The following is an 18337-nucleotide window of genomic DNA, read 5'->3' as shown; positions in this document are numbered from 1 at the left end:
CGCCGTGCTCTTCCCGTGGTATCGCCTGCGCGCGCGGCGTCACGTGGTCAACATGGACGGGATCGAGTGGCGGCGCGGGAAGTGGTCGCCGCCGGTGCGCGCATGGTTCTGGATGAACAGCTGGATCGCCGGATTCATGGCCACGCACCTCATCGCCGACCACCCGGAGATCGCCGCGATGCTCGCGCGCCGGGGCGCCGCACGGCGGACGACGATGGTGCCGTATGGCGCCGAGCGCGTGGAGAGTGCGCCGACGGACCCGCTCGCCACCCTCGGACTCCAACCGCGGGAATACGGGCTCGTCATCGCACGACCCGAACCCGAGAACTCCGTCCTCGAGATCGTGCGCGCGTGGTCAACCGTTCCGCGCGGCCGTCCGCTCGTCGTCCTTGGCGCGTACGACGCGGCGCATCCCTACCATGCCGCCGTGCGTGCGGCGGCCGGCACGGAAGTGCTCTTCCCGGGCGCGCTCTACGATCCCGTGCAGGTGCAGGCCCTGCGATTCCACGCGCGGCTGTACATCCACGGCCATACGGTGGGCGGCACGAATCCGTCGCTCGTCGAAGCACTCGGCGCAGGCTCGCCCGTCCTCGCGCACGACAACCCGTTCAACCGCTGGGTCGCGGGGCCGGACTCGAGCTATTTCACCGATGAGCGCGCCTGCCGCGCCGCACTCGACACGCTGCTGGACGACGAGGCAGCACTCGATGCGATGCGCGCCTCGAGCTACGCCAGACACGCAGACGCGTTCACGTGGGATCGGATCCTGCCGGCCTACGAACAGGTCCTGCTCGCGGCAACGGCGACGTGACGGGTCTGGTCCGGAGGGCCGACCCTGCCTATCGCCGCAGTCGGTAGGGCTGGCGCTCCGAGCCCGGCCCTGGCAGGTCAGCGGCGCGTGGCGCTGCTCTTCAGGGCGGCGCGCGTTTCGCGGTCCGTCTCGCGGCGCTTGATCGACTCACGCTTGTCGAACGCCTTCTTGCCGCGCGCGAGCGCGATGTCGATCTTCACGCGGCCGTTCTTCAGGTACATCTTCGTGGGGACGAGGGTGAGCCCCTTCTCCACCGTTCGACCGATCAACTTCCGGATCTCGCTCCTGTTGAGCAGCAGCTTCCGCTTGCGGAGCGCCTCGTGCTCCGCGTACCCGCGATGGCTGTACGGGCTGATGTGGATGTTGTAGACCCACACCTCGCTGCCCTCGACGCGCGCGTAACTGTCGCGCAGGTTGATGCGCCCCTCGCGAATCGCCTTCACTTCCGTGCCGAGCAACACCACGCCCGCCTCGTAGCGTTCGAGGTACTCGTAGTCGAAGCCGGCCTTCCTGTTGTCGGCCAACAGGCGTGGCGTCTTCTCGGCCGCCTTCGGCGGCGCGGACTTCGGCGTGGACGTCTGGTGCAGTGCCATGAGTACGGGAGCGTCAGGCGTCTCGCGTCGCGCGTCGGCTCGCGGCCATCCGCGCGGCAAGCACGATGGCGCTCACCATGCTCGACGCGTCGGCGGTGCCCTGCCGCGCGATGTCGAACGCCGTCCCGTGATCGACCGACGTCCTGATGATCGGCAGCCCGAGCGTCACGTTCACCGACTGCCCGAACGCGAGCAGCTTGACGGGGATCAGCCCCTGGTCATGGTAGCAGGCGACGACCACGTCGAACGCGCCGCGCACCGCCTGGAGGAACACGGTGTCGCCGGGCAGCGGGCCTTGCACGTCGATGCCACGCGCGCGGCACGCGTCCACCGCCGGTCGCAGCACCGTATCGTCTTCGCTCCCCATCAGCCCGTGCTCGCCGGCGTGAGGATTCAGCCCGGCCAATCCGATGCGCGGCGACTGGTAGCCGAAGTCGGGCAGGCTGCGCGCGGTGAGCTCGATGATGTCCTCCACGAGCGGCTGCGTGAGGAGGCGCGGGACGTCCGCGATCGGCACGTGAACCGTGGCCAGCACGACACGCAGCGGATCCGAGTGGAACATCATCGCCACCTGCCGGCTGCCGGTGAGATGGCCGAGCAGTTCCGTGTGGCCCTTCCAGGGCAGTCCGCACGCGGCGAACGCCTCCTTGTGGATCGGCCCCGTGGCGATCGCGTCGACGTGGCCGGACTGCGCGTCGGCGACGGCGGCGACGATGGCGTCGTAGGCCGCCCTGCCTGCCACGGCGCTGACGGTACCGGCGGGGAACGCGTCCAGCGCCTCCGGCGAATGCGGCCCGTACAGCACCGGCTCGCAGACGGCCCGCACTTCGCGCGACGCCGCGGCGACGATGGCGACTTCCGGTCCGATGCCCGCCGGGTCGCCCACCGTGACGGCCACGCGCGGCAGCGGTTCCGCCCCGCGTCGCGCCCTGCTCATTTCCCGCACGAACATCCCTCCGATCCGCACGCTCCGTCGCCCGCGCAGCCGTTGGTACACGACCCTTCCTGCGCGCAGCCGGCGTGCCGTTCGCCCTTCGCGTTGGGCAGTTCGTAGCGCAGGCAGCACTTGAGCCTGCCGCACACACCCGCCAGGCGCGACGGACTCAGGCTCAGGCCCTGCTGCTTGGCCATCTTGATCGACACGGCTTCGAACGACGTGAGCCAGGTGGTGCAGCACAGCGGGCGCCCGCACGGCCCGTAGCCGCCGAGCAGCTTCGCCTGATCGCGCACGCCGATCTGCCGCATCTCGATCCGCATGTGGAACGCCGCGGCCAGGTCGCGCACGAGCTCACGGAAGTCCACGCGCTGTTCCGCCGTGTACGAGAACAGCAGGCGCGAGCCGTCGAACGCGTGCTCCACGCGCGCGAGCTTCATGTCGAGCGCCCGCTCGCGCACTCGCAGCTGGCAGAACGCGAACGCCTTGTCTTCCACGAGTTGCTGCTGGAGCCGCCGTGTGGTGTCGTCGGCCGTCGTGCGGCGGATCACGCGCGTGCGCGCGTCAGCGGTGACGTGCGCCCCACGGCGCGCGGCAACGTCAGCCGCTTCGAGCATGACGGTCCCCACGGCCAGCCGCTCGCCATCGTCGACCACGACGGTGTCGCCAGGGGCGAGGGCGCCGTCGAGCGTCAGGTGTGGCAGCAGAAACGAGCGCCGCCGGCCTGCGGGCACGAAACGCACGCTGGCGGTCGGTACGATCGGCGGCACAGTCGCATCACCCATCGCTTACATCTCGCAGGCCACCCAATCGGCGACCACCTTGGCCGACTGGTAGCGATCGAGCGATCGGCGCGCCTGCTCGACGGCCGTGAAGGCACCGAGCACGCGCGCATCGTCGAAGTGACGCGAGAGGCCGGCGAGGTCGCGACGCAGATCCGGGTTCGCGAGCGTGGAGTCGCCGTCGTCGCCCGAGGCGACGACGCCAATGTCGCGCACGAGGAGCGACAGCGCTTCGAGCCGGCGCGCCAGCACCTCGCGATCGGATCCCGTGCCGCGCTTCTTCGGCAGCTTCACGAGCTGCGCCGCAAGCGACAGGCGCGCCGCCACGGGCGGCCGGCTCGCCACGCCCTGGAGCAACGCGAGCGCGGCGTCGCGCGCCTCGACGAGCTCGCCGGTGTCCTGCGCCAGCGCGCGGGCCACGCTGCCATCCCCCATCGCCGCAAGCCCGGCGGCATCGGCGCGCTTGACGCCGCAGTGTCTGACGAGCACGTCCGCGAGGTCGGACGGCCCCAGACGCCCGAAGCGCACGCGCGGACAGCGCGATCGCACGGTCTCGAGCAGCGAGTCGGGCCGCGACGTCACGAGGATGAACATCGACGAGGGCGGCGGCTCCTCGAGCGTCTTGAGCAGGGCGTTCTGGGCCGACGGCTGCAGCGTGTCTGCCGCATCGACGATCACCACGCGTCGTCGCGCCTCGAACGGGCGATAGCTGGCCTGTCCCACCACGTCGCGCGCCATCTCGACGGTGATGGTGCCCTTCTCGTTGGGCACGAGCGTCACGATGTCTGGATGCTGCGCGCGCGCGATGCGACGGCAGGAGGAGCAGCTCCCGCAGGCATCGCCGTCGATGGCCGGCTGCGCGCAGTTGATCGCCGACGCCAGAGCCAGCGCCGTCGTCCGCTTGCCCACACCGTCCGGACCGTCGAACAACAGCGTCTGCGGCACGCTACGCGCCACCACCGCGCGCAACAGCAGCGCCCGCGGCTGCCCGTGCCCGAGGATGTCGGCAAGGATCATGGCTTCTTGTCCCGCCGGCCGAACACGCGACCCCAGAAGCCGCGCTTCTTCTCGGGTTCCTTGTCACCAGCCGCGACGCGGCCCTTGTCGGCCTCGTCGCGGTTCGGTTCGGCCTGCGCCGCCTTCGCGCGCTGGGCGTCCTCGTCACGCGCGGCGACAGGTGGGGCAGGCACGTCGCGGGGGATGCTCACGCCCGGCAGGCCCGCCTGCTCGGCGCTGACGGGCTTGAGGCTGTTGTCCTTGCCGAAGACGCCGGCCAGCCGCTCGAAGAAACCCGGCCCTTCGTGCTCCGTACACATGTCCTGCGGCTCGGTCCCCCTGCGGAAGTACTCGACGTAGGCCATCGAGCGGACCTCGACCGTACCATCAGGTCCCTCGACAGGCACGTGCGCACAGCCCGCTGCCGCCCGCTTGCCCGTGACGCGGCAGATCTCCACACCCGTCACGCCGCTCGGACGCTTGAACGGTTCCGGTGCATTGCCCCGTGTGGCCACCGCCATCACGCTCGCCCACACCGGCACCGCCAGTTCGCCCGCGTAGCCGTTGGCGATGATTTCCTGCGGCTGGTCGAACCCCAGCCACACACCTGTCACCGTCGTCGGCGTGTACCCGACGAACCACACGTCGTGGTAGTCGTTCGTGGTGCCCGTCTTGCCGGCGGCGGGCAGGCGGAACCCATCCGCACGCGCGCGCCACGCCGTGCCCGCGTTGATCACGTCGGCCAGCATGCTCGTCACGAGGAAGGCCGTCTCCTCCGAGAACACGCGCGTTTCCCTTGCCTCCGTCGCGTAGAGGACGTTGCCGTCCTGATCCTCCACGCGGCGCACGAGATACGGCTGGCGCAGCACGCCCGCCGACGCGAACGCCCCGTACGCCGCCGTGAGCGCCTGCAGCGTCACCTCTCCCGCGCCGAGCGCCATCGACGGTACGGCAGGCATGCGACCGAGCGACAGCGCCTGCGCCGTGTCCACCGCTTCGGCAATGCCCACCGTTCGCAGCAACTGCACGGCAGCGCGATTGCTCGACGTGCGCAGCGCCGTCCGCAGCGTCATGCTCCCCGCGCTCGAGTGCTCGTCTTCGGGCACGTAGGCCCCCGACGGCGTGTTGATCGGATCGTTCAGGTTGCTCACCACCGAACCCGGCGACTGCCCCTGCTCGATCGCCGTCGCATACACGATCGGCTTGAACGCGGAGCCCGACTGCCGGCGCGCCTGCACCGCCCTGTTGAAGCGGCTCTCACGGAAGTTGCGCCCACCGACCTGCGCACGCACGGCGCCAGTCGCCGGGTCGATGACCACGACCGCCGCCTGCAGGTAGCCAGGCGCGATGTCCTCCTCGATCGTCATCGTCGCGCGCACCGGATGCTTGTAGCCGCGCCGCTTCTCGATCTCGGAGAGCCGGCGCTCGACGATGGCTTCGGCCTGCCGCTGGAGCTCTGGCTCGATGGTGGTGTAGACCTTGAGGCCGCCCTCCGACACGCGCTGCCAGCCGAAGCGATCGACGAGCTCCCGACGTACCTGCTCCTTGAAGTACAGGCCGAACGGTTCGTCGCGCCGCAACGCGTTCGCGAGTCGCACGCGCGCGCGGCGCGCCGTGTCGTACGTCGCGCGGTCGATCGCGCCCGAGTCGAGCATCGTGTGCAGCACGATGTTGCGCCGCGCGACCGCACGCTCCATGTTGATCGTCGGTGCGTAAGCGGACGGTAACTGGATGAGGCCCGCGACGAGCGCGGCTTCCGGCACGTCGAGCTCGCTCGCGTGCTTGCCGAAGAAGCCGAGCGACGCCGCCTCCACTCCGTGGTACCCGTCGCCGAAATACGCCTTGTTGAGATACAGCGCGAGGATCTCGTCCTTCGTGTAGGTGCGCTCGATGAGCAGCGCGGCGAAGGCTTCCTTGATCTTGCGCGTGTAGGTCTTCTTCCTGTGGAGGAAGCTCATCCGCGCGAGCTGCTGCGTGATGGTGCTGCCGCCCTGTCCGCGCGTACCCGATCGCGCGTTGGCGAGGACCGCCGCGGCAATGCGGACCACGTCGATGCCGTTGTGCGAGTAGAAGCGCTGGTCCTCCACCGAGACGACGGCGCGCCTGACGTTCTCGGACATCTTCTCGAGCGGCACCTCGATGCGCTGCTCCTTGAAGATCGTGAACACGGGCTGATCGCCCCGGTCGAACAGCGTCGTCGCCTGCGCCATGTCGCCGACAGACGACAGCGCCCGCCGGTCGGGCAGCGACTGCCTGATGTCCCACGCGAACCAGAGCGCGCCGAACAGGCCCACCCAGGCGAGGGCCGCCAGTCCACCGAGCAGCCACGCCAGTCCGCGCGGACGCGCCAGCCACCAGCGGCCGATGCGCCCCGGCCGCTGCCCGCTCAACACGCCGCGCCCCCATCTCCAGACAGCCATGACCGCTTCCAAGCGTACCCGAAGGAAGGACGTGCCACCACGAATGGAGGCCGGGGGCTTCCACCTTCGCCCGCCGGGCTACGGCGGACAGGTCAGCCCCTGGCGCGGACGAAGGAGCCGGGCCCGCCTGCCCCTACCAGACTCGGAACCAGGGCCGTGCGATGTCACCCATGAAGGGCCAGGGGATCGCGGCGCAGATCAGAAGCAGCGAGAGGCCTCCGAAGATGAGCGTGGTGCGCGCCGCTGCCTGAGCGTCGCCCGCCTTGCGGGCACGCGCGGCGCCGGCCTCCGCAAGACCGATGGCCAGGATCATCATCACGGTGTGCTCGATGGTGAAGAACCGCAACACTCGCGTCTTCATCGTCAGCCCCATGTTCGCCCACGCGGACTGCGCCGTCGGGCTGATGAACATCAACAGCACCCCGAGCACCAGCTGCACGTGCAGGCTGTGCACGTAGGCCTTCCACGGAGTGCCCACCGGCGAGGCGCCGGACGCGACGCTCCGGCCGAGCGACCGAATCGCGGCAACGACGAGCCACACGCCGGCCACGACGATCGCCCAGCGCGTGAGGGAGTGCAGGAGGAGAATTGGCGGATACAGCGCGGTCATGTCCCGCATGGTACGCCACTGACGAGCCTGCCTGACGACAGGACATGCCACCGCATGCTCGAACGCACGCTCTCGCACGGGGTCGGGCGTGCCCGACCCGCGACAGGCGCGACGGCTCGGGACACCGGTCCCCTACGAATCGCGGATGGCGCGTACGACGTCGGCGGCCGTGAACGCCTCGGCCCCGTCGCGGAGGAACTGCGCCACGTCGATCAGCGCGTCACCGGACGTGACGATGCCGGGCTCGATGTGTTTACCCGCCCGCACCTGCGGATGGCCGGCCGTGGCGACGAGCGCGTTGCAGATGCACTTGCGCCCCACGGTGTCGGCTTCGTCGCCGCCCTTGCTGCGGTAGATGGAGACGGGCTCGGCAGGGCAGCGGTAGCCGATCGTGCCGTCCGCCATGCGATAGGCCTCGCGCAGGTACCCGAGATCGCAGATGCGCGCGCGCCTGGCGTACACGTCCTCCAGCGCGACGGTACCGGGCAGGTCGGCGACCTTGAACGGAAACCCGGTTGGCGATGCGAGCGGATCGGTCTTCACGTGCGCCGCGGCGTCCCTGACGCGCGCCAGCAGTTCGGTGCGATAGTCGGCGCGCAGGCCCGAGTCCTCGCAGAGCGCGAACGCCGTCCCCACCTGGACGCCCGCCGCACCGGCTTGGCGCGCGGCGCGCAGGCCATCGCGGGATCCGTACCCGCCCGCAAGCCAGAACGGCCGATCGAACTCGCGGAACGCCGCGAGATCGACCTTGTCGCGCTCGCCGTAGACGGGCTCGCCGGTCTCGCTCAACTGGAGCTTGCCACGCGGCGGCGCGTTGTGGCCGCCGGCCGTCGGGCCTTCGATCACGAACCCGTCAACCCGCCCGTTGGCCTTGCGCAGCATCGTCAGCGCGAGCGTCGCGGAGCCGACGATCGCCAGGAACGCCGGGCGCGTCAGAGGCGGCTTCTCGTCGCCCACGATGGTGGCCGGATCGAACGTCACCGTCGCATCGTCGCCGGGCTGGCCGCCCGTCACGGTGAGTGGATACGAAGCAGGCTCGTGGCTGGTCAGGGCGTCGATGGCGCCGGGGATCCTGAGGGGGATGCCCGCGCCCATCAGGATCGCGCTCACGCCTGCCAGCAGCGCCCCGTAGATCGACGGCAGGTGCGGGATCTGGATCTTCTCGAGGTAGTTGATACCAACGGGATTGGTGTGGCCCTGCCGGGCGAGCCAGACCTCGACGAAGTTCGCGACCACGCACAGTTCACGGAAGGCGGCCGAGCCCTCTACCGTCTGGAGCGGGAGTGTCTCGTACGCGGCCCGGGGGGGCTTTCCCCCGGGGATGAAAAAGCGGTCGCGGATGCGCGCGGCGATGGCGGGAATCGGGAAGGCCTCGAGGGCGCGGCGCATGTGCCCACCGATGTCGCCGTCCTGAAGACGCCGTGCGAGGACCTGATCGAGAGCGGTGCCCGACACGACGCCGAGGGCGCCTGTCGTCGACACGGCCCTGGCGAGGCGCCAGTCGGAGATCGCCACGCCCATCCCTCCCTGGATGATCGCGGGCAGGGTTCCGATGGCGTTCAGCGGCGTCAGCGTCGACACATGTGCGTTCACGCCTGACGTACGCGTGCAAGTTGGAGGCCGACCACGCAGGTCGCCGATCAGGCCCAAATCGTCGAAGATTTCACGCCAGCGTGCCGCACTGGGCGAGAGTTCCCCAGCCGCGCGGAAAATTCACGCAAGCATGGGCTCGTGGAATCGTCGGAATGTGTTGCGGGAGTGGCGGGGTCGACGGGGCTCGAACCCGCGGCCTCCGGCGTGACAGGCCGGCGCTCTAACCGACTGAGCTACGACCCCGCAATCTGATGTCCGATCCGGACCGGATCGTGCAGCCGTGAAATCACGCTCACACGAAACCACCAGCGAACTGGTGGGCGGTACAGGACTCGAACCTGTGACAGCCGGTGTGTAAGACCGGTGCTCTACCAACTGAGCTAACCGCCCCCTCGACCGACCGTGTGCCACGCCGGCGCTCGTCGAGAGCTCGACGCCCCCGGCGCGTGGCGTCGCGTCGACGACCCGCGACAACCTGTGGAGTATACACGGCGCATCGGACGCCGGCAACGGGTAGGGGCCACGCATGCGTCGCCCCTACCCTTCCGCGATCAGAACTCGTACCGCAGATTGAGCTGCATGCAGCGGTTGGCGGCGCCGTCGCAGCCGGCCAGCGTGCCGTTGTAGCGGCCGAACGACGCGGCGATGTCCGGGAACATGTCGAGCGTGGCCGTGTCGAAGCGGACCGTGTTGGTGAGATTGAACACGTCCCACCGGAACTGCAGGCGATGACCGAAGGGCATGCGGATCGCCTTGCCGAGGCTCACGTCGATGCCGAAGTACCCGTCGCCGCGGAACAGGTTGCGCGTTCCGGACTGCCCGGGCGTGGCGCGCTCGAAGTACGTGATCGCGTCAGTCGCGTTGGCCCAGGGACTCGGCTGTCCGCCCACGGCGTTGCGCGTCGTCTTCTGCTCCGGCAGTCGGTTCGGATCGACGAGCATCGCGTTGCCCTGCAGGTTCCAGTTGGTGCTCCAGCACGACCGGCAGTTGTAGACGCTGAACGGGAAGCCGCTCGTCCAGCGGAAGATACCTGCCAGCGACCAGTCGCCGATCAGCGCGTTGGTGACGCCATTGACGTTGCTGCCCCACTTCTTCCCCTGGCCGAACGGCAGCTCGAACAGGCCGTTCATGTTGATCTGGTGCCTGACGTCGAAATCCGCGAACGAATACTGCTGGTCGGGTTCCCAGGAGTTGATGAGGAAGCCCGAATAGCCGCCGGCCGAGAAGTTGCCGAACGAACTGCCGCGCTCGACAGACGACCCATGGTCCTTGGCCACCGCGTACGTGTAGTTGACGTCGAACTGGTAGCCGTCGGCGAAGCGGCGGCGCAACGCGACCTGCAGCGAGTTGTAGCCCGAGCGCGCAAGCGAGCTCTGCACGGCCAGCGAGTCGTACTGCTGGTTGAAGAACGAGAATCGGCCGGTCGACGGGCACGCGGGGAAGCAGTACTGATCGGCCGCCCAGAACGCCGTGATCCAGTCTGGCTCGTTGGCCATGAACTCCTCGGCCATCACCTGCGTGGCCGTCAGGCCGCCGCCGGCTGCCCCCGGGAACATGTTCTCCCAGTACGGGATGGGCGCCACGTTGGTCGCACCCACCAGACGTGCCTGCGTGATGAGTTCCGTGGCCGCCGAGTAGTAGTCGACGCCCGACTGCGGATCGACGAAATTGGCCGGCATCGCCGCGTCCCGCCGAATCATCAGGTTGCGCCCCTGCCGGCCCACGTACGCCAGATCGACCGAGTAATTGCGGCCGAGATCGCGGCTGAACGTCAGGTTGTACGCATGCGAGTACGGTGTCCGCAGGTTCTGGTCGATCGACGAGGTGATGGTGCCCGTGCGCAGGCCGGGGGTGGCCGGGAACGTCGCCGGCGGTGCGGCCGGATACGTCGCCGGGATGGTGTTCACGTCGGTGAAGCGAATCGCCGTGCTCGGCTCGTTGTTCGCGTTGACGATGCTGCTCAGCACGGTGGCCAGACCGAACGAGCCGGCGGAGTTGAACTGCGTCGCGATGCCGGACCCGATGCGGTCGTACACCAGGAAGTACCCGCCACGGATCGACGTCTTCGGGTTGATCGACCACGCGAAGCTCGCACGCGGTGCGAAGTTGTTCTTGTCGTACCGGTACCAGTCGGGCCCGTCGTTGGCCTGACCACCGGGGATGAAGGAAATGGACGGATCGGCGCTTGCCGGAATGCCGCGCTGCATGTTGGCCCGGCGCAGTTCGAACCACTCGCCCAGGTTGACACTCGGCACCACCTGCTGGCCGCGCCCCTCATAGACGGGCGGGAAGAGGCTGTAGCGCAGACCGAGATTCAGCGTGAAACTGTCGCTCACGCGCCACTGATCCTGCACGTACACGTCGTACTCGTTGGCCACGTACAGCCGCGGCAGGGCCTGCCCTTCGGGAATCACACCGCCGTCGATCGTGTAGTTGTAGCGCGCCGTCGTCTGCGTGATCGCACCGAGCATGTTGATGAACGTGTCGGCATATGTGGCCTGCGCCGTCGACGCCACGGCCGGCAGCCCCGAGCAGTCGGCAGGCGCCGGGCACGCACCGCCGGGCATGTAGCGCCGCCCCACGCCGGCCACCCACGACCCGTTGGCCACGCCGCTGAAGAACGAACTGGCGTTGCTGTAGGTGTCGTTGCGGACGTACCGCAGGTTGGTCCCGAACTTGAGCGTGTGCGCGCCCTTGATCCAGGACAGGTCGTTGGTGATGTTCCAGGTCCCCAGGTTGCGGCCGCTGCTGGACGACAGCGCCTCGTAGTTGTCCATGAAGCGGAACTGTGTCGCGCTCCGCGTCTGCAAACCGATGGTCGCATCGTCGATCTTCGTGTAGCCGACGCGCAGCGTGTTGATCAGGTTCGAGCGCAGCACCCAGTCGTGTCCCGTGGCAAAGCCCCAGTTCTTCACTTCGCGCGTCGTGTTGGGGGCGAGCCCCGGGAACTGCTGCGTGCCGACGATCGCGTCCGACTGCTTGTTGACGCGCGTGAAGAGCGACTGCCCGTTGCTGATGCGATAGTCGCCGCGCGCGATGAGCGTGTTGAACTCGTTCTCGATGGGCGACGTGAAGCGGTAGCCCATGATGTTGGCGCCGTCACGACCGTCGTAGTTCGGCAACGGGTACTGCCGCCAGTACTGCGACGCCACCGTGCTCGCGCCGATGCCCGCCGGATCCACGCGGCGGAAGTCGGCCGGCCCCATCCCGTAGCGACCCGCCGGAATCGTGTGCGAACTGGTGAAGCCCTGCACGGTACCGCCCGGGCAGGACGCCCCCGCGGCGCACGTGTACGTCAGCACGCCGTCACGCATCGCCGCAGACGGGACCGCACGCTCGACGACCGACTCGCGCTTCTCGCGCAGCGCCTCGAAGTTGGCGAAGTAGAAGAGCCGGTCCTTCACGAGCGGACCGCCCAGCGACCCGCCGTAGATGTTCTTGTCGAGCAGCGGCGGCGTGCTCGTCTGACCCGCCTTCAACTGCGACAGCTTGTTGAAGTACTCGTTCGACGAGAACTTCGTGTCGCGGCTGGCGTAGTACGCCGCCCCACGCAGATCGTTCGTGCCGCTCTTGGTCACGAGCGACACCTGCGGTCCCGACGAGCGCCCGCCCTCGGCGCCGTACGAGCTCGTGGTCACGCGGAACTCCTGGACGGAGTCGAGCGTGAGCCGCAGTACCGACGTGAACGCGCTCTGGTTCTGCCCGTCGTTGACGTCGATGCCGTCGAGCGTGACGTTGCTCTGGTCGGCCCTCGCGCCGCTCACCGACCCATACCGGGGATCGACGGTGGTCTCGGGGTTGTTGCGCGGGATGTAGACCACGCCCGTCTGGAGGGAGAGCAGGCCGACGGGATTGCGCGCTTCGAGCGGCAGCCCGCGGATCTGCGCTTCCTTGATGACGTTGCCGAGACTCGCGTCCGTCGTGTTGATCGCCGGCGCTTCGGCCAGCACCTGCACCGTCTCTTCGAGACCGCCCACGGCCAGCGACACGTCCACGCGCTGCGACGAGTCGGTGTTGAGCTGAATGCCCTCGATGACGCTGCTCTTGAAGCCGCTGAGCTCCGCCTTCAGCGTGTATGTCCCCGGTGGAACCGCGAGGAACTGATAGGTCCCGTTCGCACCGCTGACGGCCTCACGCGTCAACCCCGTCGCACCGCTCGTGAGCGTCACGAGCACGCCGGGAACGGCGCTCTTCTGGTCGTCGGTGACAGTCCCCGCCAGCGACGCGGTGCCCGTCTGCGCCACACTCGCCGACGGTGCACCCAACAACAGCACGGCCCACAACAGACTCGACACGAGCCTGAGCCAAGAAACGTTCACAGTCCACCTCCCTACCACTGCCAAAACAGCAAACCCCCGGTTGCGCACGAAGGCACAGCCTGGGGCCGAATGGACGACAGAAATGCCGAACAGGATGCGACCGGGTTCAGCCTGATGTCAAGACGAGAAAAGGGTTGGCGGAAGTTGGCGGAAGGTGGTCAGCCGAGCAGACCCGCACGCCAGAGCAGATACAAACTCATCAGCAGAAGCCCGATCGGTGCGCGGTACTCCTTGTTGCGCCACGCGCGCTCGACGCTGAAGCGGCGAGCCACCGCCGGCAACGCACCGCCGGCGTACCTGTCGTACGCATCGCCGAACGTCGCCCGCAGGTACGCCTCCTCGGTGCGAATCGCCAGCCACAACGTCGCCCCCAGATAGCCCGGAATCACCACCGCCACCAGCCAGTGGCGCGCCGCCACCGCAAGGCCGATCCCCATCAGCGTCGAGCCGAGGTAGAGCGGGTGCCGCGTGAAGCGGTACGGGCCCGACGAGGTGACCTCGCGACTCTTCTCCAGATGGCCGGCGGCCCAGATCCGCATCATCTGCCCGACCAGCGCGATCGACAGGCCCACCTGGAGGCTCCGCGGCGTGGGACGCGCCAGCCACAGCACGAGTCCCGCGAACGCGAAGCCGAGGGGCACGCGCCACCGCGCAAGACCGGCACGCGGAGACGATGGCGCCGGCGACGCGGCGGTCACGCCGCCTCCACACGACGCACCACGGCGTCGGCCACGACCTCGGCCGACACGCCGTCGAGGCACCACGCGTCGGATGTGCACTGTCGCTTGAACGCGCAACGACACGCGTCGTGCGCGGACACGACCTCGTCGCGCGGATTCCACGGACCATTGCGTCCCGGAGGCGTCGGGCCGTACACCCCCACGACGGGCGTCCCCACGGCCGCCGCCAGGTGCAGGGGCCCCGTGTCCCCAGACACCACCACGCGCGACGCGCGCGCCAACGCCAGCATCTCCACCATCGTCGTCTGCGGCGCCATGCGCGCCGCCGCATCGGACGCCCGCGCCACCTGCGCCGCGAGCGTCGCCTCGTCGGGTCCCCACAACACCGCGCTGCGCAGGCCGAGTCGATCGCGGAGCAGTCGCGCCGTCGCGCCGAATCGTTCGGCAGGCCACCGCTTGTTCGGCCAGGCCGCGCCGGGATTGAGAAGCGCGAACGGCTCCGACGCCCCCACGCCGAGGATCTCGCGCGTACACGGCACGACAGGCGTGTCGGGCACGCGCAGCGGGAAAGCCCGCGTCCGCGTGTCGACGCCCAGCAGGCCGAGCACCGACAGGTTCTTGTCGATCACGTGCCCGCTCCCGTCGCCACCGGTTTCCGTGTAGGCGAGGACCGCCGCGGGCTCGCGCAGCAGGGTGCGCGAGAATCCGATCACGCGGCGCGCGCCGCTCACCCGCGCGAGCGCCGCCGACTTGAGGAGCCCCTGCAGATCGAGACATACGGCGTATCGCGCCCGGCGCACCTCGCCGATGACGCGCGCGCTCGATCGACGTTCCATCGCGTGGATGCGGTCGAGCCCCTCCACGCACTCGAGCAGCGGTACGAAGCGCTGGTGTACGAGCCAGCCAATCCGCGCCGCGGGAAACGCGGCGCGGATCGCGGCCACGACGGGGATGGCGTGAATCACGTCGCCGAGCGCACCGAGACGCACGATGAGGACGGAATCGGCGGGCGGCATGCCTCGCCTCACCGCAGCCGCGCCACGATGTCACGCGTGGAGTGGTCCTTCGGATCGCCGACGATCGCCGTCCGCCCTCCGTAGGCCTGGACGATGGCGCGTTCGGGAACCGTGTCGACCGTGTAGTCGGTGCCCTTGCAGTGAACGTCGGGGCGCAGCGCTTCGAGAATCGGCCCGACCGTGAGATCGCCGAACAGCACGACGTAGTCCACGCCGCGCAGCGCGTCAACCAGTTCGGCCCGCTCTCCTTCTCCCACTATCGGGCGATCGGGTCCCTTCAACTGCCGCACCGCCTCATCGTCGTTCACCGCCACCACGAGCACGTCACCTTCGGCAGCGGCGCCCTGGAGGTAGCGGAGATGCCCCACGTGCAGCAGATCGAACACGCCGTTGGCGAGCGCGATCGACTGCCCCTGCGCGCGATGCGCGGCGATGCGGGCCATCAGGGCGTCGCGCCCGACGATCACCGTTCACCCTCGATGGCGGCACGCAGTTCCCCGCGCGACAGCGTGGCCGTGCCGCGCTTCATCACCACCAGTCCGCCCGCATGGTTGGCCAGGTGCGCCGCTTCCTCCATGGAGGCGCCGGACGCGAGCGCCTGCGTGACAGTGGCGATCACCGTGTCGCCGGCGCCGGTGACGTCGGCGATCTCGTCGGAGCCGACGATCGGGATGTGCACGGTCTGTCGATCGGGTTCGAACAACGCCATGCCGCGGCTGCCGCGCGTGATGAGGACGGCTTCCATCCGCGTGCGATCGAGCAGCGTGCGGCCCGCGCGTTCGAGCGCGCGCCTGTCGTCGCCGATCCGCACGCCGAGCAGCGCCTCGACTTCGGACTCATTCGGCGTCGACGCGGTGAGTCCGGCGTAGCGGCCAAGCGCGTACCGGGAGTCGATCAGGACGGGTATGCGTACGCGTGTCCGTGCGCGCAGCGTCTGCTTCACGTGCCGCACGAGCGCGGGCGTCACCGCGCCGCCGCCGTAGTCGGAGATCAGCACCGCGTCGCACGTGCGCAACGCCGCATCGAGCCGACGTCCCCATGCCTCGTGAATGGCGCGCGATACGGGCGCCTGTCCGCGGCGATCGATTCGCACCACCTGCTGCTTGGCCGAGTGGATACCGCCGGCGAGCACGCGGGTCTTCGTGGTGGTGGCCACCCCGGGCAATCGCGCCACGCCGCGCGCGTCGACACCAGCCGACGAGAGCGCGTCGAGCAGGCGGCTTCCCTGATCGTCGCGTCCCACGCAGCCGAAGAGCGCGGTACGCCCGTCGAGCGCGGCGACGTTGGCGGCGGCGTTGCCCGCGCCGCCGGGCACGATCACCGTCGTGTCGTACTCGAGGATGAGGACGGGCGCCTCGCGCGAGACCCGCGCCACGCGTCCGTAGAGGAACTCGTCGGCCGCGATGTCGCCGATGACCACCGTGCGGCGGCCGGCGAGGGCGTCGACCACGTCGAGCAATCGCTGCCGCACCGTCACGCTCCCTGCCGCAGGATCCACGCTGCGGCGTCCATCACGTCGTCTGCCACGTAAGCGGCCTGTGTCCCGTCGACGGGATGCTGCTCGGCGACACGCCCCTGGCCCGTGCGCACGAGAATGCCGCCGCGCAGGCCGGCGTTGGGCGCGAGTGTGACGTCGCCCCAGCGGTCGCCAATCATCCAGGACTTCGACAGATCGAGTCCCAGATCACTGGCGGCCTGCCTGACGAGACCCGGCGCCGGCTTGCGGCAGTCGCACGTCGTCGTGAGCGCCGGCACCTGTCCCCGAGGATGGTGCGGGCAGTAGTACCAACCGTCGATGCGCGCGCCTGCGGCAGTCAGTCGCGCCTGCAGGGCGTCGTGCGTCCGCGTGACGAATGCCTCGTCGAACAATCCCTGTGCGATACCGCTCTGGTTGGTGATCACGACGAGGCGATGGCCGCCGCGTGCCAGGACACGCAAGGCGTCGACGGTGGAGGGCAACAACGTCAGGCGATCGAGCGAGTCGAGGTATCCCGCGTCTTCGATGAGGGTGCCGTCGCGGTCGAGGAAGACCGCTGGCGCGAGGGCAGTCACGGGGGGATAGTAGCGGAAATTCCGCGACGGCCGGGAATCCCCGCGGTGATAGGCTGGCGCCACGCGCATGGTACTCAACTGGCTCGACTACGCGGTGATCGCCGGCTACGTGCTGGCGTTGACGGCCTTCGGCACGTACTTCGCTCGGTTCCAGCGATCGAGCAAGGACTACTTCCTCAGCGGCCATTCGGTGCCGTGGTGGGCCATCTGCTTCACGGTGGTCGCCACCGAGACCAGCACCGTCACGTTCATCGGCGTGCCCGCGGCCGCGTTCACCGGCAACATGGCGTTCCTCCAGTTACCGCTCGGATACGTCATCGGGCGCGTCCTGGTGAGCGTGTGGTTCCTGCCGGCGTACTTCCGCGGCGAGTTGATGACGTCGTACCAGTTGCTGGAATCGCGCTTCGGATCGTCGGTGCGCGCGGCGGGTGCGGCGATCTTCCTGCTGACGCGATCGCTGGCCGACGGTATCAGGCTCTTCACGACGGCACTCGTCATCGCGGTGGTGACCGGCATCCCTGTCCCGTGGACCGTCGTGCTGCTCGGAACGGCGATGATCGTCTACACCGTCTACGGCGGGTCGGCCGCGGTCATCTGGACCGACGTGGTCCAGATGTTCGTGTACCTGGCCGGCGCGCTGATCATCTTCTTCGCGCTGTTGTACGGCATCGACGGCGGATGGAGCGCCGTGGTCGCGGCGGGAGAGGCGGCCGGCAAGTTCCGCGTGTTCGACTTCTCGCTGAACTTCACGAGCGTGTACACCTTCTGGGCCGGGGTGGTCGGCGGGGTGGCCCTCACGCTCGCCACGCACGGCACCGACCAGTTCCTCGTGCAGCGCCTGCTGTCGGCGCCGTCGGCGCGCGACGCGGGCCGCGGACTGATCCTGAGCGGCGTGCTGGTGCTGCTGCAGTTCGCGCTGTTCCTCACGATCGGCGTGATGCTCTACGCCTACTACCAGCAGGTGCCGCTGCCGACGCTCGGACGCCCAGACGAGATCCTGCCGACATTCGTGATCAACACGCTCCCGAGCGGCGTGTCCGGCTTCATCGTGGCGGCGATCGTCGCCGCGGCGCTGTCGCCGTCCATCAACGCCATGGCCGCGTCCACCGTCAACGACTTCTACCTGCGCTACGTCAACGAGACCGCCGACGAACAGACCATCATGCGCGTGTCGTATCGCGCCACGTTGTTCTGGGGCGTCGTGCAGCTGGCGGTCGCCCTGGCGTGCCAGTGGATGGATCGGTCGGTCCTCGACGCCGGCTTGTCCGTGCTCTCGCTCACGGCCGGCCCCGTGCTGGGTGCATTCCTCGTCGGCTTCGCCACCTCGCGCGTGAGCGCCCACGCGATGCTCGCCGGCATGGCCGTCGGCATGGCGACCCTCGTGTACATCTGGATCGCCACCCCAGTCGCCTGGACGTGGTACGCGTTCATCGGCGCCACCATCACCGCCCTCACCGCCCTCGCCTTCAGCACGGTGATGGGCCGCAAGGACCGGACGCCTGCGTGAATCGCGGGGCGGCCCTTGCCTGCC

15 protein-coding genes and 2 tRNA genes are annotated in these 18337 nt (G+C 69.1%); 2 read left to right on the top strand and 15 right to left on the bottom strand.

The window, feature by feature from the left end; all coding sequences use genetic code 11:
- Positions 1-811, top strand: an 811-nt coding sequence (locus IT182_00530; protein MCC6161818.1) for a DUF1972 domain-containing protein, incomplete at its 5' end; no start/stop codon positions are given.
- A gap of 77 nt (positions 812-888) precedes the next feature.
- On the opposite strand, the gene smpB is transcribed toward IT182_00530, so the two are convergent.
- From smpB to IT182_00455, 15 genes are all read right to left on the bottom strand, one after another.
- On the bottom strand, positions 889-1404 hold the full coding sequence (gene smpB, locus IT182_00525) for an SsrA-binding protein SmpB (protein MCC6161817.1): 516 nt from the start codon (positions 1402-1404) through the stop codon (positions 889-891).
- Between the two features lie 13 nt (positions 1405-1417).
- Positions 1418-2341 carry a 4-hydroxythreonine-4-phosphate dehydrogenase PdxA gene (gene pdxA, locus IT182_00520; protein MCC6161816.1) on the bottom strand — a complete coding sequence of 308 codons (924 nt, stop codon included), beginning with the start codon at positions 2339-2341 and terminating at the stop codon, positions 1418-1420.
- Positions 2338-2955, bottom strand: coding sequence for a hypothetical protein (locus IT182_00515; GenBank protein MCC6161815.1), 618 nt, complete (start codon positions 2953-2955; stop codon positions 2338-2340). The genes pdxA and IT182_00515 overlap by 4 nt, the downstream gene beginning before the upstream one ends.
- 171 nt (positions 2956-3126) lie before the next feature.
- The gene (gene holB / locus IT182_00510) at positions 3127-4137 is read right to left on the bottom strand and encodes a DNA polymerase III subunit delta' (protein ID MCC6161814.1); all 1011 of its coding nucleotides are present in this window, start codon (positions 4135-4137) and stop codon (positions 3127-3129) included.
- Positions 4134-6536 carry a PBP1A family penicillin-binding protein gene (locus tag IT182_00505; GenBank protein MCC6161813.1) on the bottom strand — a complete coding sequence of 801 codons (2403 nt, stop codon included), beginning with the start codon at positions 6534-6536 and terminating at the stop codon, positions 4134-4136. The genes holB and IT182_00505 overlap by 4 nt, the downstream gene beginning before the upstream one ends.
- Positions 6537-6669: 133 nt before the next feature.
- Positions 6670-7146 (bottom strand): hypothetical protein, encoded by a 477-nt coding sequence (locus IT182_00500; GenBank protein MCC6161812.1) that lies wholly within the window; start codon positions 7144-7146, stop codon positions 6670-6672.
- A gap of 132 nt (positions 7147-7278) precedes the next feature.
- Entirely contained in the window at positions 7279-8667 is a 1389-nt protein-coding gene (locus tag IT182_00495; GenBank protein MCC6161811.1) for a nitronate monooxygenase, read from the bottom strand.
- Positions 8668-8905: 238 nt separating this feature from the next.
- Positions 8906-8982 (bottom strand) — tRNA-Asp (locus tag IT182_00490).
- Positions 8983-9053: 71 nt separating this feature from the next.
- Positions 9054-9129, bottom strand: a tRNA-Val gene (locus IT182_00485).
- A 161-nt stretch (positions 9130-9290) separates the two neighbouring features.
- Positions 9291-13058: a TonB-dependent receptor gene (locus IT182_00480; protein MCC6161810.1), complete on the bottom strand. Its 3768-nt coding sequence runs from the start codon at positions 13056-13058 to the stop codon at positions 9291-9293.
- A gap of 158 nt (positions 13059-13216) precedes the next feature.
- A complete protein-coding gene (locus IT182_00475) occupies positions 13217-13756 on the bottom strand; it encodes an isoprenylcysteine carboxylmethyltransferase family protein (protein MCC6161809.1) in 540 nt (179 codons plus the stop codon).
- Positions 13753-14754 carry a glycosyltransferase family 9 protein gene (locus IT182_00470; protein ID MCC6161808.1) on the bottom strand — a complete coding sequence of 334 codons (1002 nt, stop codon included), beginning with the start codon at positions 14752-14754 and terminating at the stop codon, positions 13753-13755. Before IT182_00470 ends, IT182_00475 begins: the two co-directional genes overlap by 4 nt.
- A gap of 8 nt (positions 14755-14762) precedes the next feature.
- Positions 14763-15197 carry an adenylyltransferase/cytidyltransferase family protein gene (locus IT182_00465; GenBank protein MCC6161807.1) on the bottom strand — a complete coding sequence of 145 codons (435 nt, stop codon included), beginning with the start codon at positions 15195-15197 and terminating at the stop codon, positions 14763-14765.
- Between the two features lie 20 nt (positions 15198-15217).
- Entirely contained in the window at positions 15218-16252 is a 1035-nt protein-coding gene (locus tag IT182_00460) for a bifunctional hydroxymethylpyrimidine kinase/phosphomethylpyrimidine kinase (GenBank protein ID MCC6161806.1), read from the bottom strand.
- The gene (locus IT182_00455; protein ID MCC6161805.1) at positions 16228-16806 is read right to left on the bottom strand and encodes an HAD family hydrolase; all 579 of its coding nucleotides are present in this window, start codon (positions 16804-16806) and stop codon (positions 16228-16230) included. The genes IT182_00460 and IT182_00455 overlap by 25 nt, the downstream gene beginning before the upstream one ends.
- A gap of 67 nt (positions 16807-16873) precedes the next feature.
- On the opposite strand from IT182_00455, the gene IT182_00450 reads away from it, so the two are divergent.
- Positions 16874-18313: a sodium:solute symporter gene (locus IT182_00450; protein MCC6161804.1), complete on the top strand. Its 1440-nt coding sequence runs from the start codon at positions 16874-16876 to the stop codon at positions 18311-18313.
- Positions 18314-18337: the final 24 nt, after the last annotated feature.

Source organism: Acidobacteriota bacterium (assembly GCA_020845575.1).
In the GTDB taxonomy this organism is placed as follows: Bacteria; Acidobacteriota; Vicinamibacteria; order Vicinamibacterales; family Vicinamibacteraceae; genus Luteitalea.
The sequence above is the reverse complement of the archived record's forward strand: the minus strand, read 5'-3'. Positions and strand labels throughout refer to the sequence as shown.